Origin of the sequence: Pseudoalteromonas sp. JSTW (genome assembly GCF_013423925.1) — a bacterium.
In the GTDB taxonomy this organism is placed as follows: Bacteria; Pseudomonadota; Gammaproteobacteria; order Enterobacterales; family Alteromonadaceae; genus Pseudoalteromonas; species Pseudoalteromonas lipolytica.
Genome location: NZ_CP058972.1, coordinates 2,501,007 through 2,524,616 on the forward strand (window position 1 = coordinate 2,501,007; position 23,610 = coordinate 2,524,616).

Consider the following 23,610-nt stretch of genomic DNA (forward strand, 5'->3'; position numbering starts at 1 on the left):
ATTGTAACGGTTATAATCGCGACATGATATCTCTTGTGCGACGAAAACTGCTCGGCTTCTGAGCAATTGCTCTGTACAATACTGACTGGCCTATCCCATAACTTACAAAGTACCATGAACCGTAGAAAAAAGATCTTCACTAAACTGAAACAAAAAGACAAACGCGCCAATGCTAAATTACACAAAAGCAGTAAGCCTGCGTATGTTTCAAAAGCTGAGCGTGAAAAACTAGCGCAACAAGAAAATGAGATGTAGCCGCGATTTTACATCACATAATTTTTTAGCATAAACCTGGGGCACATCTCATCCCCGCTATTTTTAGGTCGTGCTTTAGCGCGTCTTTATTTTGCCCTAAAGCAACACCTGCTAGCACGCTACCTATTTACTCAATATCAATTAAACTCAAAATGCGCAATTTCAATCAGGTAACCATTTAAGGGTCATGACACACTTAACACACTTCTGAATAAGCATTAACGAGTCATCATGAAAACGAAGCAACAACAACGTATTGAGCATGTTTGTGATTATATTAGTCAGCATCTCAATGACTCTTTATCACTCGACACTTTGAGTGATGTAGCCTGTTGTTCAAAATATCATTTTCACCGTTTATTTGCCGCTTCAGTGGGAGTCAGTGTGACTAAGTACACGCAACTTGCTCGCTTAAAACGTGCATCATTTCGACTAGCATTTGAGCATCAAGTCAAAGTGATTGATATTGCACTCGAAGCACAGTTTGATAGCCCAGAGGCATTTAGCCGCGCCTTTAAACGCACTTTTACACAGTCTCCTAGTGAATTCAGAAGCAAACCAAACTGGCCTAACTGGCACTCTCAGTTTGAATTTTCTTTACCTGATAAAAAGGACTGTTTTATGAATGTAAACATTGTCGACTTAAAAGCCCAGCCCGTTGCTTTATTAACCCATCAAGGCGCTGCAAATACCCTTATGAATACCGCCGCACATTTTATTGACTGGCGAAAAAGCTCAGGATTATCACCGGTTAAAACCAGCAACACCTATGGTATTCCATACAGTGACCCTGCAACAACTGAAGATCATGCCTTTCGTTTTGACTTTGCCGGCAGCATTACCAAGCCAATTCCTGATAACCCACAAGGAGTCAGAAATGGCGAGATCCCAGCGGGACGCTGTGCCGTAGTGCGCCATAATGGTTCACACGATACGATTAGCGATACAGTGTATTATTTATACCGCGAGTGGCTACCACAAAGTGGTGAAGAAGTGCGTGATTTTCCGTGTTTCTTTCATTACCTCAATTTAATTCATGAGGTGGATGAATGTGATTTGCAAACTGATATTTATTTGCCGATTAAGTGACACGAAGCGTGTAAGCAGGTTGTAGGCGCGATTTGACATCGCGCCTACAAATACAAAACCCCTTGCCTAAAACCGATAACTGATACTGGCATTATAGGAGCGACCTTGTCCTGCTAGCTGCTCAAAGCCAGTGCGCATATCGTGCTTATAATTAGCAATGTTCACTCCGCCAAGTGGCTGCTGATAATACGCATCAAGTAAGTTGGTAATTGCTAACTTAAAGGTTAAATTTTGCCATGTTTTTTTACTTGAGATAGCTAATAAATTATAGCTATCGGTTTGGTTTTCTAATCGGCGCTCATCCACCTTGTCTTTACTGTCAACCCATTGCCAACTCAGGGTACTTTCCCAGCCTTTGTATGCGTGTTCAAGGCTTAGCTCTGTGTGCCATGGCATAATTTGGTATAAATCCTCGTGGCTGTCATCGCGCTCGCCATAATTGCTGGTATACGCTCCTTTTAACTGCCATTTACCTGCTTGCTTCGAATTATACAGCTCAATAAGGCCTGCTAATTTTAGCCCATACAACGTCGCATCTAAATTAGTAAAAGTAAGAATATGTCGCTTGGTATGAGCACTGTCAGTGCGGTTAAAGCTTTGCGTCACTTCAGCATCAATATAGTCATTTACCTGCGTGTACCAGGCATTCGCCGTTATTTGCCAGCTATCATCTTTTGCCAGCTTAGTGTAGCTAGCGCTTAGCGTATGAGCGGTTTCGGCTTTTAAATCAGGATTACCAATGTAGCCATTACCATCACCAAACCAGCCAATCATGGTACTTGCCATAGTGCCAACACCCCAGCTGTAACGCTCATATAAATTAGGGGCTCGGTTTTTACGGGCAAAACCAAATTGCAGCTCATCATTGCGACTTATTTGGTAGCGTGCAAGCAGACTAATATCAACTAAAGTATCGTCACGTTTGCGATCCCGCTGATTAAATTCCATCGCAGCCTGTGCATCGGTTTTTGACGTGTCCATCATTGAGTTCATATGACCCACACCGCCCATAGCCCCTTTGTTATAGGCTTGTACGTCGCCTGTATTTGTTGTTACCTGTTCAATACGCATGCCTGCCGACAGCCACCATGCTTGATTAACTTGACTTTCATACTCTGCGAATGCACCCAGACGATTACGTTTACCATCATTAATATTTACGTATTCGTTCGGCCCCATCATCATTGACCCTTCAACAGCAGGCCACCAATCATCGATACGATAACTGTAATATTCGTGCCCAAACAAAAGTGACGATTCTGCAGATAAGTCTAAACGCCAGTGCAACTGATAACTGTAGTCTTGTGCGTCGGTATTCATAGGCATCATGCCGGGTTTCTCTGTACTAAAAAAACCCATTTTGTGCTTCACGTCGTGGGCATTTACTTGTACATGTAATGCGCCCTCTTCAAGATCACGTTGGTACTGTGCCACCATCCCAAAGCTTGTGTTATCCGTCATATCCATGTATTGATTTGGAAAACCCTGATAGGGAATTTTTTGATGGCTAAATTTTACTATAACCTGCTGTTTGTCATCACGAATAGCACCTGTTAATGCATGATTTTGCACACGATATAACGTGTCGAGTACGCGCTCCCCATGACCATCGTTATAACTGTTAGCCTCTTCAAAGCTGCCTTGATAAGACACGCTTACATTGTTGCTCGCAATACCCATACCTAGCCCATAGGCTTGGCTGTCGCTAACGCTTTTATATTGTGCGGTGGTATAACCTGAGCGCCAAGTGAGCTGTTCCGAATCGCTAAACTCGGGCGCAATAGTATTCACACGAATAACCCCGGCAATATTATCGCCCCCGCTGCTAACCGGTGATACCCCCGCAACAACACTGTACGATGTTACTTGATTAGCAGAGACATAGGACAAGGGTGGGTTCATTTGATTAGCGCACGCCGCAGTGACATCCGCACCATCCACTAATACTTTAACCCTGTCTCCCATCATGCCATTTAATACAGGTAAGCTTGATACACCACCCGCCGCTGAAAAATCAACGCCTAAATCAGATAACAGTGAATCGGCAGAGCCAAGCAATTGATGACTATTTTGGGCATGACCTTGCACTTCGATCACTTCAATCGAATCATCAGCAACAGCAGAGACACTTAAAATAGCGCAAATCAATGCAGCAACTTTAGTAACTAAAAAACGAGGGGGAGTTAAATGCGTGTTCATAAGTCTATAAAATAAAAAGTTAATTTATAAACCGATTATAAAACGCATTAATTTGGCTGAACACGTGACATATTGTCGCACCCGCTGCGCAGCCAAAACTTACAGAACACAAAAAATACTAGCGTAATACCACCAACGGAATACGGCTATCTTCAAGCATTTTTAATGTGGTGCTGCCCAAAAAGAATTGTCGCCATTTAGAGTGACCAAATGCCCCCATCACCATAAGATCAACGGCATGGTCGCTTTTGTAACGCCATAACGCCTCATATACATCGCCATCGAGCATGCGTGCTCTCACATTAAACCCATGCTCTGCTAAGCGTGCCGATGCGGTGTCCAGCTTACCTTGGCAATGACCATCATGCTTATCGACCATGACTAAATGACAACCTAAGCCTTTTAAAACCCCCCCTTTAATAATTTGGCTTATTGCTTGGTCAGTACTGTCACTGCCATCGTAAGCCAGCATAAAATTAGTGGGAGCATGAAACTGCGGCGGCACAATTGCCACAGGAGTATGAACTTGACGAATTAAGGTTTCGATATGCGACCCTAGCATCTTAAAATTATCACCGTGTCCTTTTCCTGCGCGGCCAATAATCATTACTCTGGCACTGTCTTCGTGTGTCAGTAACGCATCGACTAAATTCATTGAAAGCTGTTGTTTTTCAACAGCGGTCAGCCCTGCATGCTCAGCTTTCTTTACAGCTTCCTCTAACAGTAAGTGGCCATGTTGAGCAGCGACTTTATTGCGCTCTTGTTCAAGTTTGGCAAGCTGTTCAAGTAATGATGTTTGCGAACCTAAGCCAATAATCGCCGTTAGGTCATCACTACCCTGTTGCAAAGGAGGCTCTAGCGCATGTAAAAAACGTATGGGGTGCGAAGTACGTTTGGCTATCCAAATAGCAGCCTCTGTCACTGCACTGGTGATAGTTGAACCATCAATACAGGCGAATATCTTTTCCATTGCCACTCCCTCCAAAGCCAAGTCTATATACACAGTATAGTTGGGATTTATATTTGTATTTATTTTGAAATGCTCAGCCTTAAGAAGTTCAACTTTATTCGTTATAGCAAACTAATATAGAACGTTCCAAAAAGTGCTGGTTTACTCTATTTTATTTGTATTACAATAGCGCATAGCACCTCTTATCATCAGAACGCAACATGGTTCTGGCATTTTCTATTTCTCTTAAAACATGTTTTAAAGGAGTTACATGACTAACGTCACCAAAACTCAAGGCCGCGAAAGCACCTTTACAATCTTAATCGTACTAGCCTTAGGAACATTTATTCTTGGCCTCTCTGAGTTTTCAATGATGCCAATGCTGCCGCTTATTAGCGAAACATTTTCATCAACTCCGGCACAAAGTGGGTATGCCATTAGCGCCTATGCTATTGGTGTGGTGGTGGGTGCGCCACTTTTTATGATCACCACAGCCAATATGCGAAAACGTAATGCCCTACTTATGTTTGTTACTATGATGTTTTTATTCAATGGCTTAAGTGCTTTTTCACACTCTCTTGAGCAATTGATTTTATTTCGCTTTTTAAGTGGCTTGCCCCATGGAGCCTATTTTGCCGCCGCTATTTTACTGGCCGCCGACATTGCCCCTGCCGACAAACGTGCCAGCTTTATGTCAAAAGTATTTATGGGCTTAACCGTGGCGACCATCGTGGGTGTACCAATGGTGACGTTAGTGGGACAGAACTTTAGTTGGCGCTATTGTTTAGCTGGCACCGCAGTGCTTGCTCTTGTTGCTTTAGTGCTAATTGTAAAATACGTACCAAACGTTAAGAACTCATCACCCACTTCAATTCTAGATGAATTAAGTGTGCTGAAAAACAAGCTAGTATGGACTATTTTAGGCATCATTATTATTGGTTTTGGCGGCGTATTTTGTGTTTACACTTACATTGCCGACACTATTTTAATTGTGACTCATACGCCCGCTTACACTATATCAATCGCTATGATCATGTTTGGTATTGGCTGCACCTTAGGCAACTATGTGTTAGGAAAGGCAGCCGACCATTCACCACTAAAAACCACAGGGGCAGCACTTATAGGTGCCGTCGTATTTGCAGCAAGTTATGTCAGTGCCAGCCACAATATTTGGCTACTTTATACGGTGATTTTCTTTATTGGTTTTAGTGTTGGTTTGGGTACTGTTATTCAATCACTATTAATGGATGTATCACCACAAGGCCATGCCATGATAGGTGCACTCGTACAATGCGCATTTAATACAGCCAATGCCATTGGCCCTTGGCTTGGTGGTATGGCCATTGCCCAAGGTGCATTGCCCAGTCAAACGGGTTATGTCTCGGCAGCCCTCTTTTTAGGCGGCTTTATGATGTGGTCATTAAGCGCAATACAAATGAAAAAATTACGCGTTGAAAGTTAACCAGTTAGTCAAATTTGTAGCCGCGATTTCATATCGCGTAGAAGGAGTGGCGTTTAATCAAGAATGGCTTACCATTCGGTGTTAAAACGCCTCCTTCAACTTGCTACTCTCTTTTTATTCATCCCGAAATATCTCTTCGTCCTTACGTTAAATACACTTTATAAAAACGTATATACACTCGATATGTTGATTTTTTTGTTTCAAAAAAGGCAACGCACTTGCCGTGAATCTCATAATATAGTATTAATCAAGAGTGTGCGTGGCATGAACAAAATCGGTCCAGTCGATTAATTTTAATAAAAAGAAGATAATACTATGAGTACGGCGCTGTTTTTCGTTGGTGAGTGGCAAGTTACCCCCAGCACAAATTCAATACGACGTGGCGAGCAAGTAAAACACATCGAGCCAAAAGCAATGGATGTATTATTGCTGCTATGCGAAAAACAAGGTGAACTGTTAACCAGCGATGAAATTATCAATCACTGTTGGCCAAATGTAGCGCTTGGCGATAACCCGCTACATAAAGTGATCACGCAGCTACGCAAAGCATTTGACGATAAAGCAAGTAACCCGCATTACATCGAGACCATTCGTAAACGCGGTTACCGCGTTATTGCCGAAATCAACTTTGTGCTCAACGAAGAACAAAAAGCCAGCCAAACCAGTTGGCAAGGTGACTCACCTTTTGTTGGCTTAAGTGCGTTTGCACCTGAGCAAGCCGATGTGTTTTTTGGCCGTAACAAACAAATTGCCACCTTGTTACAGCGAGTGTCAGCTCAAATAGAGTTTGGTCGCGCGTTTTGCTTAATATTGGGGGCCAGTGGTTCAGGTAAATCGTCGTTAGTTAACGCAGGTGTATTGCCCGCTTTAATGTCGAGTAATGGCTACGATGGCATTAGAGTACACAGTTACTGCCAACTCGACTTTGCCGATGTGAGTAAAGAGCGCTTACTCCTTGATTTAGCCTCAACCTTGCTCGATTTAGAAATAAACGACGCACCTGTACTTCGCGATATAAGCGCCGATACACTGGCTGAATTGTTATTAACAGATCCAGAACAGGTTATTACCCGCTGTAAAGCAGCCCTTGCAACGCTAAATACAGAGCACACTACGCCCTATTTATTTTTATTTATCGACCGGCTCGAAGTGCTATTGTCATCACCGGTATTTAGCGACGACGAGCGCAGTCAGTTTTTAAAACTCATAGAATGCTTAGCGACAAGTGACTGCATGATCATTTTTAGTGCCTGTCGTAATGACTTTTACCCGCAGGTAGTGAGTCAACCAAGTTTAATGGCGGGCAAAGCCAATGGCGCACACTTTGACTTATTAGCACCAACGCGCTCTGAGCTTAAACAAATGATCCGTTTGCCAGCACTGGCGGCAGGCTTAAGTTGGCAACATCACCCAGAGCATCACACACCGCTTGATGAACAACTTTGTAACGACACTGCCAATAACCCTGATGCATTACCGATGCTGCAATACACCTTGCAACAGCTTTACTTGCAGCGCAGCCCAGACAACGAATTATTGTTTACTGAATACCAAGCCCTAGGCACCATTGAAGGAGCCATCGGTCAAAAAGCCGAACAAGTATTTTGCCAATTACCCAAAGACCAACAAGCAGAACTTGCCGCAGTCCTTTCAAAGCTGATCACGCTAAACCCAGATGGCGAAACACTCACCAGCCGCGCTGCTCGCTGGAGCGAATTAACCAGCCCAGCTGCAACCAAACTTGTTCAGGCTATGGTCGACAGCCGCTTGTTTGTATCGCACCTTAAAAATGAGCAAGCCTGCTTTAGTCTTGCCCACGAAGCGTTGCTGCGCCATTGGCAACGCGCTATCGATTGGGTGCAAGAACACCAACAAAGCTTAGCAATTCAAAGCCGCGTGCAACTAGCTACCGAGCGTTGGCTGCTTGAACAAAAACATAGCGACTTTTTATTAGCCCAAGGCAAACCGCTGCAAGAAGCACACAGCCTAGTTAAAAACCCTATGTTTAGCTTATCAAGCGACGAACAAGCGTTAATTAAAGCTTCTAACAATAAAGCCAAACGTAAAAAACGCGTATTACAAATAACGGTGGCTGCACTTGTTTGCTTAACCTTTATTGCTACATTTATGAGCGTGCGCAGCTACCATGCAGAGCAAGTAGCAAAACAAAAACGCCAAGAAGCTGAGAGTTTATTGGGTTTTATGGTCGGTGAATTTGCCGACAAACTCAGAAGCGTTAAGCGTATGGATTTACTGGATGGTATTAGCAATAAGGCTCTTGAATATTTTTCCAATCAAGACGAAGAAGCTGCCTCGTTGTTTGACTTTAGCAATAAACAAGCTCAGTTTAATAACCGCTTTCAATACGCTCAAACCTTAGAGGCCATGGGCGAAGTCGCCTATTCGCGCGGCAAAACCGACGAAGCCTTCACCGCCTTTGAAAATGCGCGAACGCGCCTAGAATCTTTACTAAAAATTCAACCCAACAACCTTGATGTTTTAATGCTTGCAGGGGCCAATGCTTTCTGGCTTGGTAACTTAACTTATGAGCAAAGTAATTACCTAGCTACTGAACCAATGTTTAAACGTTACTTGGCTTACAGCGAAAAAATGTATCAGCTTGCCCCTAATGACTTTAATTCGATTATGGAGCTATCTTACTCACACAATTCACTGGGTTCACTGTATTTAAAGCAGTTTAATTACGCACTCGCAAAGCAGAGCTTTACTGAGTCTTTAAAACTTAAAAACCAAGCCCTTGAGCTAAAACCTAATAACAAAAATTTATTACGCGATAAAACAGACACCATAAGTTGGATTGCAACCACAGAAGAAAGGCTAGGTAATTTAAACGCAGCTCTCGAACTGCTTGAACAAGCCACTCAAGAACTAGTCAACATGCTTGAAACGTCACCGAATGATGCAAGCTTACATAATTATTTAGCAAACACTTATATGCAACAAAGCTTTTTATTGAGCTACTTCCCAAATAAGAGAGCGGCATTTTTAAAAGCAGAAAAAGCAACTAATGCGATTAATAGAGCTAGGATCCAAGATCCAAAAAATCAAAAGTTTCAACGCACTTTTTATAGAACGCTTGCATATCAATTAATGCTATTAGATAAAAGTAAAACAAGTGACAGAGTACCAGAAGTTTTAAGTTACATTGATGAACAGGGATTTTCAGATACGACTTTAATAAACGTTCAAATAGGTGTGATTCATTATTTAATAAATCGAAACCTTTTAAATGAAGCTGAAGAGCTACTATTAAAACTAGAAAGCAACTCAGATTTTATTGAGAGAATATCTGACACTAGTAAAGTAGAAAACAACTCTGCATTAATAAAAGCTAATTTAATTAAAGCAAAGCTCGCTAAAGACAAAATATCAAAACAACAAGCATGCCAAGAAACTATTAATACAATCGAAGAAAACAATAATGGTAGTAAAAGCATTAAAATGACCTACCCCCTAATTCAAGCATATACTTGCTTAAATAAAGAAAGTGAAATCAATACACTAAAAAACAAACTGATTGAGTTAGGTATCACTAACTTTGAACTATAAAAAATAAAGGGAAAAACATGAGCGAAAATCAAACTTACAATTTTACAGTGAATGTTTCACTTAACACTGAAAATGAAGCTGTATTTACATACTTCCAAGACGGTCAGCAAGTTTCTGGTGGCGGTACTGTTAACCAAAGAAACAGCCTAGGTATCTATACATTAGATGAAGCAACGAGTGCAGCAGGATTTGTATTTACAGGTGCTAACTTTTCAAATATTGAGGGCGAATGTGCGCAAGACTTTAGCCACTCTGTTACTGATAATGGCCAAACGATTCAGATTTCAGATTCTGATGAGAATAGCGGTAAAGCATGTATGGTTTTCACTGTAGAGTGCAATGGCATAAGTTATGAAAGTGCCGATCCGCAAGTAAACAATGAAAAAGAAAACTAAACAACACCCACATAAGGCTCCATCAAGGAGCCTTTTACTACTTATAAACAATAACTTAAAACCAGAAGATTACCGGAAGGTTAATTTGCACTTTTTTAAGTAACTTTATAGACACCAAAATCGTTTGCATCGGCAAAAAGGAAACGAACGTGTCTACTAACAAAAATGAACAACCAAGCACTGCTAAATCAGAAGTGAAAAATGCACTGTCGCAGTCTATCAATTCAGAGCAACTTGCACTAATTGTACAAATGTTTCAGAACATTCCTGAGGGAGTGTTTATCATTAATGGTCAAGGCACGTTTGAATTTGCAAACCCGATGGCGGCACAACTTTTAGGTGATAACCAAGAAGCGTTAATCGGTCAAAACCTGTTACATTACCTACACGACACCGACCGTGACAAATACATGTATACCCTACTCAGTTGGTTAGATCATAAAGACTCGCCCATTAGCCTTGGGCCAAACGAAGTTAAAATTAACCGTGCCGATAGTAAAACCCTTGAAGCGGATTTATGTATTTCAAGCTTGCCAAAAAATATTACTATTGCAGAAAACTTATTTATTTGTGTATTACATGATTTATCATCACACAAAGAGCAATATAATCGTTTAGTTAAACAAGCCACCACTGACCATTTAACCGGTCTTGCAAACCGCCTTACATTAGAAGAGTCATTAAAAAAACATTGGCAAGAAAGCGTACAAACTAATCAGGCGATTAGCACTATATTAATCGACATTGATTATTTTAAATTATTTAATGACCGATTCGGTCATGTTAAAGGCGATAAATGCTTACAAAAAGTCGCGATTATAATTGCCGAATCATTGCCTTCTCGCGATTGTTTAGCTGCGCGTTATGGTGGCGAAGAATTCGCCATTATATTACCTCGCTGCCAAAAAGACACCGCAGAGGCCATCGCTAAACATATTCAAATTAAAATAAATAATACGCTATTTACCGACATTGGTTTACCGAGCGACTTTAGAATAAGTGTAAGCCAAGGTATTGCATGTGAATATAATAATCAATATCGCACATCAGAAGCGCTAATTTGTGCAGCCGACACCGCGTTATATCGTGCAAAGACAGAAGGCAGAAATAAAATTAGCACGAGCATATAAACACTTAATTAACAAACTAAAAACCTAGTTAACAAGTCGTATTAGTTACGCATATACTATACTTTAATATTATTTGTTTGTTCCCACTTTGCATTTTACACTGCGCTAAAATAGATAAGTCAGATGGGAATCAACAATGGCATTATTCAACAAATTACCTTTGCAACTTGCAATTGCAAGTACGCTTGCTGCATCAGTGACTGCAATCGCTGCTGAGCAACCTGCTGAAAATACAGCAAAAGACATTGAAGTTATTTCAGTGACGGGCACACGTCGTAGTTTACGTAGCCTGTCTGAAAGTACAGTACCGGTTGATTTATTAACAAGCCGCGACTTAGCAAGCACAGGTCAGCTTGAAATTAGCCAAGTACTGGCCTCTCAATTACCAAGCTTCAACTACCCAAGTGCGACCCTTGCTGATGGTACAGACCACGCTAAACCTGCTGTATTACGTGGCCTCGCTCCTGATCACACCTTAGTACTTGTTAACGGCAAACGCCGTCATGCAGGTGCGCTATTGAATTTAGGTGGCACAGTGGGTCGTGGTTCAACGGCAGTTGATTTAAATAATATTCCTACCTCTGCGATTAAGCGCGTAGAAATACTGCGTGATGGCGCAGCGGCACAGTATGGCTCTGACGCCATTGCTGGTGTAATTAACATTGTACTAAAAGATGCCGATGAAGGCGGCAGTGTAAGCTACACCTATGGTGAGTACGACACGCAAATGGCAGGCTCGCCACAGTTATTAAGCACAGGCACAGACAGCGAAGGCAACTTAAGCTTTGCAAAAGGCGCTGACCGTAAATTAAACGATGGTATATCACGCACCGCAAGCGCTAATGCGGGTTTTTCATTTGCAGATAATGGCTTTATTAATATCTCAGTTGAATCACGTAATAACGAGCCAACCAACCGCTCAGGTATTGACCAGCGTGAGCAATATAGCCGCGATGCAAACGGTAACCTAGACTCACGTGAGTTTGACTTTGACCGTTATAACCACCGTTTTGGTAAAGCTGATATCGAAGATATTGCTCTGTTTTATAACCTAGGTTACGAGTTTGATAACTCGCTATCACTTTACTCATTTGCCAGTTACTCAAACCGTAAAGGTAACTCAGCGGGTTTTTACCGTCGTGCCAAAGACTCTCGTAACTTAACTGAGGTTTACCCAGACGGTTTCTTACCAGAAATTGATACCGACGTAGATGACTACTCATTTGCTATTGGCCTTAACGGCGAAACCAATGACTGGGCATGGGATATAAGCAGCAATTATGGTCGTAATGACTTTGCGTTAGGGGTAAGCAATAGCTTGAACACCTCAATGGGTGTAAATAGCCCAACTGAGTTTGATAACGGTGCGCTTGTGTACGAGCAATACCTCGTTAACATGGATGCCAGCAATACCCTTGATTTAGGTTTACCTGACGATGTGTTTGTGACAATTGGCGCTGAATACCGCCACGAAAACTACCAAATCAAAGCAGGTGAAAAAGCCTCTTATATCACTGTACTTGATGAAGAAGGCAACCCTGTTGCGGCGGGTGGCGCACAAGTTTTAGCGGGCTTTTCACCAGAAAGTGCCACCGACAAGAGCCGCCATAATGTCGCGGTATTTGCTGAGTTTGATACGTACCTAACAACCGACTGGAATGTGGTTCTTGCGGGTCGCTTTGAAGATTACAGTGACTTTGGCAGTACCTTTACATCGAAACTGGCTTCGCGTTACAGCATTAATGAATCACTGTCGCTACGCGGTGCAATCAGCACAGGATTTAGAGCACCATCACTTGCACAAACGTCTTACAAATCGGTAAGCACAGTGTTTGAAAATGGTATTCCAAGTGAAGTTGGTTTGTTCCCTGTTGATGAACCTGCCGCAAAAGCACTGGGTGCTCGTGACCTTGATGCAGAAGAATCAGTCAACATGACTGCAGGCTTTATCTTTACGCAAGGCGGTTTTAGTTTAACACTTGATGCGTATCGCATTGACATTGATGACCGTATCGTCTTGTCTGAAAACTTAAGCGGCCCAGAAGTAGAAGCTATTTTAGCCGAAGCAGGCGAAGTTAATACTCAAAGTGTTCGCTACTTTACCAATGCCATTGATTCACGTACGCAAGGTGTTGATATTGTTGCAACCTATTCATTAGGCTTAGAAAGCTACGGCGATTTACGCTTAAGTGCGGCTGTTAACTTTAATGATACTGAAGTGACTCATGTCAAAGAAAACCCCACTGAGCTGGAAGCGCTTGGTGACAGCTACGAGTACTTTGCACGCCGTGAAATCACCCGCTTTGAAGATGGTACGCCAGCAGATAAGTGGAACTTGTCGGCAACCTGGGACTTTGAAAACTTTCAAACAACATTACGTGCTACGCGTTATGGTGAAGTTGTGGATACATCAAGCACACCAGAAGGTGATGAAGTCATTGATGCAAAATGGATCACGGACTTAGAAGTCGCGTACCGCCCATCTGAACAGTGGAAATTTGCTGTTGGCGCAAACAACTTATTTGATCAGTATCCACAAGATACTGTTAGCAATATAGGCTACAGCGACTTTAATCAAATTTTCACCTACAGTGCATTCACACCTTATAGCTTAGATGGCCGTTTTATCTACGGAAACATCACCTATAGCTTCTAAAAATAAGCGGTGCTGGCTTAGGCTGGCACCGCGTCCTACTTTGTAAGTAAAGCCCGCGAGTAAAAATATCTCGCTTGTAACCAACTTTTTTCAGACCTGCTGCGACTAACTTAATAACTTAACCCATTAGGACAGCATCATGAATTTAGTACGCATTACGACATCAGCTCTATTAGCCGCAGCCACCACAGCCTGTATTGGCCTTTCAAGCGCAAGCACGACTATTGACGATAACAACTACCGTGTTATCACGTTTAAAGACTGTAAAAAAGTTCATGAAGGCACGTTAAACAACGAGCAAATTGCCGCCTATCAACAATTAAAACGTGAACAAGAAAAGCTTGAATCACTGGAGTTGCCACTAAGCGACATGGAAGAGCAAGTCACGGCCTATTCACAGCAAATAGAAGCGATTACAAATAAAGCTGTGGTCGAAGATGAAAACCACCTTAGAATAAATAAAAGTCTGTTAAAAGAACAAGATAAACTAACTAAACAGCTTGATGAATTAATCGCCTCGCATGATGCCGATTTCAAAGCGTTAGATGAACAAGCTAAGCACATGGAAAAAGCTGCCACGTTATTTGATGAGGCTATGAAACCAATGATGGAGCAAAATGAGACGACCCATTTGCAAATTTTAGCGCCGGGTGAAACTGAAAAACCGGGGTGTTTTTACACTATATAAAGCCTAAAGCTGCGTTTTGAGCTGTGTATAAAGTTTGGCATGAGATGGGCGAATGTCTTCTTTATGCACTTGCTTAAACCAATGTGCAGCTTGAGCTCGGTTACCCGCTTGCCAGTGAATTTGTGCCAAACGAAGTTTATAGATTGCTATTACAAGTCGGTCTGACTTCGCGTCCATGTAGTTTAGCGACTCGACATAAAAGTGATTTGCTTTATCGTATTGTGACAATAATTGATGAGTGCGGGCTAGATTCCCCATTGCCACTGATATTTTTCGGCTATGGTCAGTTTTCAAAATCCATTCAACCGCAGAAACCCGACTAACCAAAGCGCGCTCAATATCGCCTAACGAATGGAACACATTTGCTTTGTTTGACGCCAGCTCAAAATGAAAAATAGGATCTTTACTTTTACCAAAACGACGCTCAGCTCTATCAAGAATATGCAAAGCAGTTTCTTTGTTGCCAAACACATGCTGTAAGTTAGCCAATTCGACCATACGCATAGGGTTACCAAACGAGTCATAAATGGCTTGTAGTTTATCAAAGGCTTTCGTTGCGTATTTACGGCCCGTTTCATAGTCACCTAAATAGTGCATTGATTTAGCATAGTAAAAATACACTTGAACTTGAAATACGATGGGTAAATCGGATTTTTCAATAAAAGGTTCGGTACTGTCTTTTAACGTTTGATAAGCCAGTTTGTCGTAATAATAATCAAATTGGTATGACTTTATCTCATACCATTTATCAGAATAAAGCTGCGCACTGGCTAATTGCTGCTCAATGAAGTCTAAGCAGCTTACCTGCGACTGCTGAGCGCAATATACCTCGTGATCGCTAAAATTTTCAGACGCGGCCGCATAAAAACAGCCGAAGCCTAACAATAAGGTTAACGTTTTCTTCATTCACTAACATCTCAGTGAGAACACAACCAAAAAAATAACAAAAAGTAATACTTTATGACAGTTCTTTTTGACGTGTTTGATAATTTTAACGTGCAATCGCGTGTTTATTATACCCATTGGCTAAATTGCGTATTATTGTAGACTGCTCTAACCCTAAGTATCCGTTTTATATACAAAAATTATTAGTATCAATTTTTAGTTTTACACAAGATAAGTAAACAACGTATCCACTGATACCGTTAAATAGAAGCCAATAAGTATGAAGAACTACTGGCTTCACTGTGATTTATAGTAGCAACAGGCTTCCTAACCCGAGAAAGGTCACAAAACCAACAATATCTGTCACCGTGGTTAAAATTACAGAACCAGACAATGCAGGATCAATTTTAAGCTTATCTAGAATAGACGGTATCACAACGCCAGACAGCGAGGCAGCCACTAAATTAAGTAAAATGGCAATAGTGATAGTCACACTTAACATCCCGTCGTTAAACCAAAAATAAGTGAGTACACCAATCACCAATGCCCATACACAGCCATTTAATGCCCCTACCCTAAGCTCCTTTTGCAATAAAGCTCTGCGGTTAGAGTCGGTAACCTGTCCAAGCGCTAAACCGCGCACAATCACGGTCAATGTTTGGCTACCTGCAATGCCTCCCATCGACGCAACCACTGGCATCAATACCGCAAGTGCCACGACTTGCTCAATGGTGGCACCAAACAAACCAATAAACCAAGATGCTAAAAATGCAGTCGCTAAGTTAATGCCTAGCCAAATACCGCGGTTTTTCGCTGATTTGGTGACACTTGAGAACAGGTCTTCGTCTTCACGTAGACCACCCGCTTTCGCAGCGGCTTCGTCGGTTACTTCTTGGCGTAATTCATAGGCCGATGACACCGCTAGACGCCCTAATAACTTATTGTCGGCATTCACCACTGGCATTGCCATTTTTTCACTGTGGATCACCACCTCTGCCGCTTCATATAAGTCATCATCAGCATGTAAGGCTGATGTATCTAGGTTCGCATGCTCTAATAAGGTATCGGCATCATTGGCTTTGAATAAGGCATTTACAGGCACTTCACCAATCAATGTGCCTTTACGACTTACCAAATAAATTACTTCGGTGTATTGCGGCAAGCCTTTTTGTAAAATTTTACGAGCGCCCGCCACCGTCTGCTTTTCTGACACTTTTAACGCATCAAAGTCTAACCAGTGTCCTAGTTGCTCAGGGTTATACTGCTGAGCAAGTTCGTAACGCTTTGTTTGTACTTCATCAAGCTGGCGACGCGCATAATCAACAAAACGCTCTGGAATAATTTCTTCAAGTTCGAGTAGCTCTTCTACGCTCACTTCATCAAGTAATTTAAACCCTTGCGCTTCGTCTAAACTTTGTAATAACCACCGACAGCTGTCTCCCCCCAAATTAATGAAGATTTCATGCTGTGTGTCTTCGTCAAGCAGTTGCCAAATTTCTAATCGTTGTTCTTTGGGTAATGCTTCAAACAGCAGCGAGAGATGTTCTGTCGACAGTTTTTCTTTGGCGTCGGCAAGTAACTTATTTTTTCGCGTTGTGGTGTCACACTGAAGCAACTCATCAATGAGTTGTGGAAGTTGATCAACAGGATACTCAATCATCTAAGAGCTCGGTTAAATACATCAATAACAACAGTCTAACGCAGCTTTATTAAAATAACTGCCCCATCATTGATTTATTTTTCCTTGTATCATCTCAGTCATGTGCATTAACTTTTCGCTGTATACCTTATTAATCTTTATAACGAAATACCGGCTTATACCTTCAACTGACTTGGGGTAAGCCCAGTCCAGCGCTTAAACGCGCGCCTGAAATTAGCAATATCATAAAACGATAAGCGCATTGCGACCTGCTCATTACATTGTTCACGCATAGTCAGTAAGTATATGGCTTTGCGTTTACTTTGTTCTTCATACAACGCTGAAAAACGTACACCGTGAGCTTTTAACTTTCGCTTAAACGTCGCTGAGCTCATTGCAAACTGGCTTGCGACTTGTTCTAAATTAAGCGCTGGGTTTTGATAAATGACTCTGCTCACCGCTTCAACAAAGGTGCTGTTTGCTGTGTTTAATGTTGCCAATTGAGAGTTAACTTGTGAAAAGCGAAAACTACTAAAGGTAGGGTTTGTAAGCCTTAATGCTTGTTTGCTTAATACCCAGCGAGTAATGGGCTGTTCAAACGCAACGTTTAGCCCTAAATGTTGCTCATACTCTTGGCTGTGCCTTGCCCGTTTATAAGCGAAATCAAACTGACAAGGCACCCGCTCGCCAGCCACTTTTTTAAGCGTTTGATAAAATGCAGCACTGTAAATTTCGAGCACATATTGGCTCATTTCATCATCAAGACCCACAGCATTTTGCAACTCAATATAATACTGCTCGTTATGCACATAACTGTGGCTAAATAACAGCGGTGCAAGTTGCATACGCAAGGCGTTTAGTTGCTTAAGAGCTTGACCAATGCTCAAACTTTGCAAAACACCTTGGGCCACAACCGAGGTGTCATTAGCAAGTTGACTACCTAACAAAAAGCCACTGTCGGCCGATTTCATTAACAGCTTAAACTGCATCAATAAACGCAATTGCTGAGAGAGACTAAACTGATGCTGTACACTCATTAAGTCTTGCTCAAATACCCCTGTGCCTCTGAGTAATTTATGTAAACCAATACCGCGACTTAGAGCAAGCTCTACCAGAGTCGTAATCAGACCTTGCGCGGTTAGATACTTATCATCTTGATTAAGATACTGCTTCACAATGGCTGACTCTGTGTTGTTTTTGTTGTTGTAATGCGGCGTGTAAACGCGCGCTCAAACAGTGTGCTGTATCTCCTTGCTCACTGCCCACTAACGCAACGGTTGCATGCTGAAACTTCGCGTGTTTTTCGCCCTCAACCTTAAATGCGCAGTGACTCAGTGCCGAAGATATTTGTGCCACCAGCTCTTTGCCTTGTAACGCGGTGGTGTTTGGCATTAGCACCATAAAACAATCACCCGCATAGCGACATACCACATCAGTAAGACGACAATTCATTATCATAAGCTCACTGACTTCTCGCAGTAACCTGTCACCTTCGATAAAACCAAACTCGGCATTAAAATCGGCAAATCCACGAATATCAATGGCCGCAAGTTGCAACGGCTGCGACTCATTCAACTGCTCTTTTAACACCGTTTGTAAGTAATCGGCTTTATAAAGCCCAGTAATTGAGCACACTAATTCATGCTCACGGTGCATTGCTTCACGGCGCTTTAACTGACGATTAAGCACAAACTGCTCTTGGTGCCATTGATACAAACCTAGGCTTGTGAAAACCATACCAATGGGGGCAGGTAAAGACTCAATCAGACTTAGCCATGTATTTGTTGGCTGATGTAACCATTCATCAAATAAGTCCAGCGAGGCCGAAAACATAAAAAGACCAAGCCCTAACACTAAAAAGCAGGTGACTTTTCCGGGGGGTCTCGAAATGAGCAGTGCAAATATCCATGTTAGCGTCATCATCACAATGCCGCCCTCGCCGACAATATCCAGCCATGATATGTCGGCCAGCGCTTTTCGCTCTCCGTCATATGCACTGAGGATAAAAGCGCTCACAAATAGCGCAATAACCGCATTTGTTAAAAACCGATGATGAATAAAAGGATTAAATCGCATGAAAGACACCTAACTATGAATCGTGCTGCCATGCTAACCCGTTCGCATTTTTAGCAGCAGGGTCATATTAGCTCAATGATGTGACAGCAAAACGACACTCCCCCCTTTTTGATGACTTTAATCGCTGTATTTACCTTGATTAAGCGGGGTGATTACAGCTCAAAATGCTTTATAAACGCCTCTAATAGCTTGTTTTTAAAGGCTGCCAGCGGTTTTCTGTCACATTTGCGTCATTTAAGCTGGGTACTTTGCTCACCAAACCAAGGACAAGTAGGAGCAAATCCATGAAACAGTTTAAAACGAAGGCACTTGTAAGCGCCCTCGCCTTATGTCAATTCGGTGCCTTTGCACAAGAGTCAGACACCAACAATGAAAAGAAAGTAAAAGTATCAGAAGAGCTCGTTGTGTATGGTGAAATAGGTTATCGCAACCGTTCACAAGAGCTGGCCCCAACCCTTGAATACTCACAAGAGTACTTTCAACGTTTTGAGCCACTTACCGCTGGTGATGCTTTAAAACGTGTTCCTAGTGTGACATTTTTATCTGACGTATTAGAGTCAGATGGCGCCCGTATGCGTGGCTTGAGCCCGGCTTACACTAAAGTACTTATTAATGGTGAAGAAGTACCAGGGGCAGGCGCTGATCGCTCATTCTTTGTTGACCGCATTCCTGCTGAACTGATCGAGCGTGTAGAAATCATTCGCGCTTCAAGTGCTAATCGTTCTGCCGATGCAATTGCAGGAACCCTTAATATTGTTCTGCGTGATGGCTACAGCTTAGACGGTGGTTATATTCGTGCTGGCGGCCTGCGTTACGACGACGGCGAATTAAAAGAGAGCTTTGCAGGTGTGTACGGTACTGAATTTGCCGGTGGGCGTTTGTTACTTGGCGCAAACTTACAAGGACGCTATAACCCAAAACAAAAATCTAGCTTGCGGTATGGCGACAGCCCTGAAAACAACGAAAATTACAAAACTGAAGAATTTGATAACCGCGAAGATCAATCTGATATTCGCGATGGCGACGACACGTCACTGAATGCCAGTTACGAAATTGCCTTTGATAATGGCAGCAAGTTTGATATCAGTGCCATTTGGGTTGATACCGACCGGACTGAAGATGAACGCTCATTTGAATACGATGACCCAACAGCAACAAGTAACGCAATTGTAGAAGGCGGAAACCTCGAAACCGATAACGCCAATGTGTCTTTCATTGATCAAACTAACTACAACATTAACTCTGGGTACGAGTTACCGCTATTTGGTGGCACCAGTAAATTTAAAGTAGGTTATGCCCGCTTCGAAGAGTCGGTCTACGAGCAAGAGGTCGAAATTGATACCTCAGAACTCCCAATGGTGTTCGAAGAAGAGGAAGAAACCGTTGATATCGACGATAAAGAGTGGTCACTGCAATGGCAACATAGCCTATTTGCTGGTGAAAATAAAACCATTCAGTTTGGTGCATTTGTGCAAGGTAAAGAGCGTGATACAGCGGTTTATCAAGCAGAAGATGAAAATGAGCAAAGTTTTGCAAGTTGGGATCAATTTAGTCAAAACCCACTGTCGCTTGCCGGCTTTAACAATGAATTTGAAGCCGCCGCGGGGGGTGTAAATAAGCTTAAAGAAGACCGTCTAGATGTATTCGCACTCATCAAACACGAAGACCAAGATTTCTCGTGGGAAATGGGGGTACGCTACGAAACAACCGACTCAACCATCACGGATAATGTTAATTATGTGACGGCGAAGAATGATTACGATTTTTTCTTACCATCGGCCCACTTACGCTACAACGTTTCTGAAAACGGCCGTGTTAGCGCCTCTGTGGCTCGTAGCTTACGTCGCCCAGATTTTGACTACATTACCCCTGCTCTGCTTGAAAAAGAGCTGGGTGATAACGACTTTTTAGGTAATCCAGACCTACAACCCGAATCATCGTGGGGGATGGATCTTGGCTACGAATACCGGTTAGGTAAAAGCGGTGTAGTGGGTGTTAACGTGTTCTACCGTGATGTAAGTGACTTAATTGAAATTGCCAATACCAGCCAACAAGGTTCTGAAGGCGAAGGCACCTATATTTTGCAACCGCGCAACACCGGTGATGGTAATGTAAAAGGGATTGAGCTTGATTTATCAACACCTTTAACAGCCTTAAGTATGCCTAATACAGGGATTTTCTTTAACTATTCATGGCTTGACTCTGACGTTAATGACAATTTTGGTTCACGTAAATTTAATGACCAATCTGACTACGTATTTAACGTTGGCTTTATTCAAGACTTACCAGATCTGGGCGCTTCATTTGGTGCCACATACCGTAAACAAGGCGATGCGTATGGCCGCATAGTGGGTGAAGAAGTAACAACACACTACGGAGCCGACCTTGAGGTATTCGTAGAAAAACGCTGGCAAGACATCACCCTACGATTAGTCGGCTCAAATTTGCTCGATGCAAGCAAAGACGAAACGTTCAACAAATTCGATACGCTTGATGATCAAGTCAACCGTGACTTTGACGAGTATGAGCTGGAATCTGAAGAAGCAGGGCCTGTTATTCAATTAATGCTGCGTTACGCATTTTAATTTTAATAGACCGTTTTAAGGCAGCTCATTGCTGCCTTGTTTTATCTTGGGAAATCACATGAATATCACACAATCATTTAACCTTATCGCCAGTGCTATTTTGCTCAGTACAGTGGCGGCTTGTAGCCAAACAAACGCCCCTGTCGACAGTGCTAATCAGGTTCGCGCATTTGGACCCACTGAAAATGTACAAGGTTCACAAGCAGCAGCACTCACCAATAACACATGGTTAATAAGCTCAGAAAGCCAAGGGTTACAACTCATTGATGAAATGGGCAACAGCCATACTTTACAAAGCGGTAACTTTGAAACCTTGTCGGTGAAGGCGCTTGATAACGGCCACTACCTTGTCGCAAGTATTGACAATGAAGCAGACCAAGCCGTTATATTTAAACTTCAAAAAGATGCCCAATGGCAATTAAAAACGTTAAGCAGAATTACGCCACCAAAAGCGAAACCCGAAGCGGTGTGTTTATTTTCAAACTCAACCACACACGCGGTGTCGGCGTTTGTGAGTGATGCGCGCGGCCTTATTCGCGAAACCTTGGTTTATGATGTCAAAAACAATCACCCTTTAAACCTTGAATTACGTGAATTTGCAGGAATAAGTGACACATCTGGCTGTGCGGTCGACGATCACAATAAAACCCTTTACTTAAGTGAGGGAGAAGTGGGTATTTGGCGAATTAATGCCGATGCCGAGTCGCGCGCAGATAAAACGCCTGTCGCACTTATGGCCCCATTTGGCAACTTGGTTCCTGAGATTGGCGGCTTAAGCACGACAAGCGATGGCAGCCTGTGGTTTACAACCACTGAAGATAACACGCTACATCGCTATGAGAGCAAAAATAAACGCTTCAGCAGTTGGCAATTTGCAGGTGACTTAGCACTCGAATCAGCAGCGGTCCACTTTTACAACACCAAAGCTGATATTGTTTTTTACGATGATGAATCGGGGCATTATGTAAAAGGCTTCATCAACACGCCGTATCAAGAACAGGTAAAACCTACCAAACAGGCGGTCACTTACATTACCGCACAAGCGCAAACAGATGCTGTGCGAGCTTTTGGAGACGCCGCTGACGATCCTGCAATATGGATCAACACACATGATAAAGCGCACAGCTTAATTCTTGGCACTGATAAACGCCGCGGTTTAATGGTGTATAACCTTGCAGGGAACGAGCTTCAAGCATTAGAAACGGGCCGTTTAAATAACGTTGATGTACGCCAGAATAATAGCATTGATAACCCAGCCCATACGTGGATCACCGGCAGTAACCGCACTCATAACAGTATCAGTGTGTATACCGTTGATACACAAAACAAGGTGCAACACTTAGCCGAATTGCCCACCACACTGACTGAGATTTACGGTATGTGTATGTATTCATCATCCACGGGTAACTACGTGTTCATGAATGATAAATCGGGGCTATTTCAACAGTACAAATTAACCGGTAACGCCACCTCAGTTAATGCCAAGCTGGTGCGAGAATTTAATGTACCGAGCCAACCAGAGGGTTGCAGCGCGGATGATAAAACCGGTGAACTCTTTTTAGGTGAAGAAGACGAAGGTATTTGGTTTATTGGCGCTGAACCAACAGCAGGCACACAGCCCGTGATGTTACAAACAATCAACGACATGTTGGTTGATGACATAGAAGGCATGGAAATTTATCACGCCACAGATACGCGTTATTTAGTCGTGTCTAGTCAAGGAGATAACAGCTATGTGCTGTATAAAATCATCGACGGCAACGTGCCACGCCTTGAATTTGCTGGTAAATTCGCAATTAGTAATAACCTTGAACGTGCCATTGACGGCGTTTCCGAAACCGACGGATTAACGGTCACAGCAACCCCTCTGCCGGGCTATCCTGAAGGAATGTTAATTGTGCAAGATGGCTATAACCGTATGCCACAAGCACCGCAAAACTTTAAGATTATTGACTGGCGTGAAGTGAAAAAAGCGCTGAAATAACCGCTAAAGTGACTCCGTTAAGGTGTTGGGCTTGTCTCAACACCTTTT

General features: G+C 42.6%; 16 protein-coding genes. 10 read left to right on the top strand and 6 right to left on the bottom strand.

Features of this window, described 5'->3' with window-relative positions:
* Positions 1-114 precede the first annotated feature (114 nt).
* Positions 115-255 (top strand): DUF2986 domain-containing protein, encoded by a 141-nt coding sequence (locus GZH31_RS11390; protein WP_074988980.1) that lies wholly within the window; start codon positions 115-117, stop codon positions 253-255.
* A gap of 231 nt (positions 256-486) precedes the next feature.
* On the top strand, positions 487-1,344 hold the full coding sequence (locus GZH31_RS11395; RefSeq protein WP_065978586.1) for a GyrI-like domain-containing protein: 858 nt from the start codon (positions 487-489) through the stop codon (positions 1,342-1,344).
* 66 nt (positions 1,345-1,410) lie between these two features.
* Here the strand turns inward: GZH31_RS11395 and GZH31_RS11400 are convergent, their stop codons facing one another.
* Complete coding sequence (locus GZH31_RS11400) at positions 1,411-3,543, bottom strand: TonB-dependent siderophore receptor (protein ID WP_180311001.1); 2,133 nt, start codon at positions 3,541-3,543, stop codon at positions 1,411-1,413.
* 118 nt (positions 3,544-3,661) lie between these two features.
* Positions 3,662-4,513, bottom strand: coding sequence for a universal stress protein (locus GZH31_RS11405; protein ID WP_180311002.1), 852 nt, complete (start codon positions 4,511-4,513; stop codon positions 3,662-3,664).
* 250 nt (positions 4,514-4,763) lie between these two features.
* On the opposite strand from GZH31_RS11405, the gene GZH31_RS11410 reads away from it, so the two are divergent.
* The 6 genes from GZH31_RS11410 to GZH31_RS11435 all read left to right on the top strand — a co-directional run bounded on the left by GZH31_RS11410 (position 4,764) and on the right by GZH31_RS11435 (position 14,393).
* On the top strand, positions 4,764-5,954 hold the full coding sequence (locus GZH31_RS11410; protein WP_036966850.1) for an MFS transporter: 1,191 nt from the start codon (positions 4,764-4,766) through the stop codon (positions 5,952-5,954).
* A gap of 315 nt (positions 5,955-6,269) precedes the next feature.
* Complete coding sequence (locus GZH31_RS11415; RefSeq protein ID WP_180311003.1) at positions 6,270-9,524, top strand: winged helix-turn-helix domain-containing protein; 3,255 nt, start codon at positions 6,270-6,272, stop codon at positions 9,522-9,524.
* 17 nt (positions 9,525-9,541) lie between these two features.
* A complete protein-coding gene (locus GZH31_RS11420) occupies positions 9,542-9,919 on the top strand; it encodes a DP-EP family protein (protein WP_065978591.1) in 378 nt (125 codons plus the stop codon).
* Between the two features lie 149 nt (positions 9,920-10,068).
* On the top strand, positions 10,069-11,049 hold the full coding sequence (locus tag GZH31_RS11425; protein WP_257473657.1) for a GGDEF domain-containing protein: 981 nt from the start codon (positions 10,069-10,071) through the stop codon (positions 11,047-11,049).
* Between the two features lie 136 nt (positions 11,050-11,185).
* Positions 11,186-13,705, top strand: coding sequence for a TonB-dependent siderophore receptor (locus GZH31_RS11430; RefSeq protein ID WP_180311004.1), 2,520 nt, complete (start codon positions 11,186-11,188; stop codon positions 13,703-13,705).
* A 139-nt stretch (positions 13,706-13,844) separates the two neighbouring features.
* Complete coding sequence (locus GZH31_RS11435) at positions 13,845-14,393, top strand: hypothetical protein (RefSeq protein WP_074988986.1); 549 nt, start codon at positions 13,845-13,847, stop codon at positions 14,391-14,393.
* 3 nt (positions 14,394-14,396) lie between these two features.
* On the opposite strand, the gene GZH31_RS11440 is transcribed toward GZH31_RS11435, so the two are convergent.
* The 4 genes from GZH31_RS11440 to GZH31_RS11455 form a co-directional block, all read right to left on the bottom strand.
* On the bottom strand, positions 14,397-15,299 hold the full coding sequence (locus GZH31_RS11440) for a lipopolysaccharide assembly protein LapB (RefSeq protein WP_075593761.1): 903 nt from the start codon (positions 15,297-15,299) through the stop codon (positions 14,397-14,399).
* Positions 15,300-15,585: 286 nt separating this feature from the next.
* Entirely contained in the window at positions 15,586-16,938 is a 1,353-nt protein-coding gene (locus GZH31_RS11445) for a magnesium transporter (RefSeq protein ID WP_036966832.1), read from the bottom strand.
* Between the two features lie 155 nt (positions 16,939-17,093).
* The gene (locus GZH31_RS11450) at positions 17,094-18,092 is read right to left on the bottom strand and encodes an AraC family transcriptional regulator ligand-binding domain-containing protein (RefSeq protein WP_036966829.1); all 999 of its coding nucleotides are present in this window, start codon (positions 18,090-18,092) and stop codon (positions 17,094-17,096) included.
* Positions 18,076-18,993 (bottom strand): sensor domain-containing diguanylate cyclase, encoded by a 918-nt coding sequence (locus GZH31_RS11455; protein WP_036966826.1) that lies wholly within the window; start codon positions 18,991-18,993, stop codon positions 18,076-18,078. The genes GZH31_RS11450 and GZH31_RS11455 overlap by 17 nt, the downstream gene beginning before the upstream one ends.
* A gap of 284 nt (positions 18,994-19,277) precedes the next feature.
* Between GZH31_RS11455 and GZH31_RS11460 the strand changes: the two genes are divergently transcribed.
* Entirely contained in the window at positions 19,278-21,578 is a 2,301-nt protein-coding gene (locus tag GZH31_RS11460) for a TonB-dependent siderophore receptor (RefSeq protein WP_075593763.1), read from the top strand.
* Positions 21,579-21,636: 58 nt separating this feature from the next.
* A complete protein-coding gene (locus GZH31_RS11465) occupies positions 21,637-23,562 on the top strand; it encodes a phytase (protein WP_180311005.1) in 1,926 nt (641 codons plus the stop codon).
* Positions 23,563-23,610 lie beyond the last annotated feature (48 nt).

Coding starts and splice junctions, on each gene's coding strand:
- GZH31_RS11420 (WP_065978591.1), top strand. CDS start 9,542: ATGAGCGAAAATCAAACTTACAATTTTACAGTGAATGTTTCACTTAAC.
- GZH31_RS11390 (WP_074988980.1), top strand. CDS start 115: ATGAACCGTAGAAAAAAGATCTTCACTAAACTGAAACAAAAAGACAAA.
- GZH31_RS11415 (WP_180311003.1), top strand. CDS start 6,270: ATGAGTACGGCGCTGTTTTTCGTTGGTGAGTGGCAAGTTACCCCCAGC.
- GZH31_RS11395 (WP_065978586.1), top strand. CDS start 487: ATGAAAACGAAGCAACAACAACGTATTGAGCATGTTTGTGATTATATT.
- GZH31_RS11460 (WP_075593763.1), top strand. CDS start 19,278: ATGAAACAGTTTAAAACGAAGGCACTTGTAAGCGCCCTCGCCTTATGT.
- GZH31_RS11455 (WP_036966826.1), bottom strand. CDS start 18,993: ATGCGATTTAATCCTTTTATTCATCATCGGTTTTTAACAAATGCGGTT.
- GZH31_RS11430 (WP_180311004.1), top strand. CDS start 11,186: ATGGCATTATTCAACAAATTACCTTTGCAACTTGCAATTGCAAGTACG.
- GZH31_RS11465 (WP_180311005.1), top strand. CDS start 21,637: ATGAATATCACACAATCATTTAACCTTATCGCCAGTGCTATTTTGCTC.
- GZH31_RS11440 (WP_075593761.1), bottom strand. CDS start 15,299: ATGAAGAAAACGTTAACCTTATTGTTAGGCTTCGGCTGTTTTTATGCG.
- GZH31_RS11435 (WP_074988986.1), top strand. CDS start 13,845: ATGAATTTAGTACGCATTACGACATCAGCTCTATTAGCCGCAGCCACC.
- GZH31_RS11410 (WP_036966850.1), top strand. CDS start 4,764: ATGACTAACGTCACCAAAACTCAAGGCCGCGAAAGCACCTTTACAATC.
- GZH31_RS11400 (WP_180311001.1), bottom strand. CDS start 3,543: ATGAACACGCATTTAACTCCCCCTCGTTTTTTAGTTACTAAAGTTGCT.
- GZH31_RS11445 (WP_036966832.1), bottom strand. CDS start 16,938: ATGATTGAGTATCCTGTTGATCAACTTCCACAACTCATTGATGAGTTG.
- GZH31_RS11405 (WP_180311002.1), bottom strand. CDS start 4,513: ATGGAAAAGATATTCGCCTGTATTGATGGTTCAACTATCACCAGTGCA.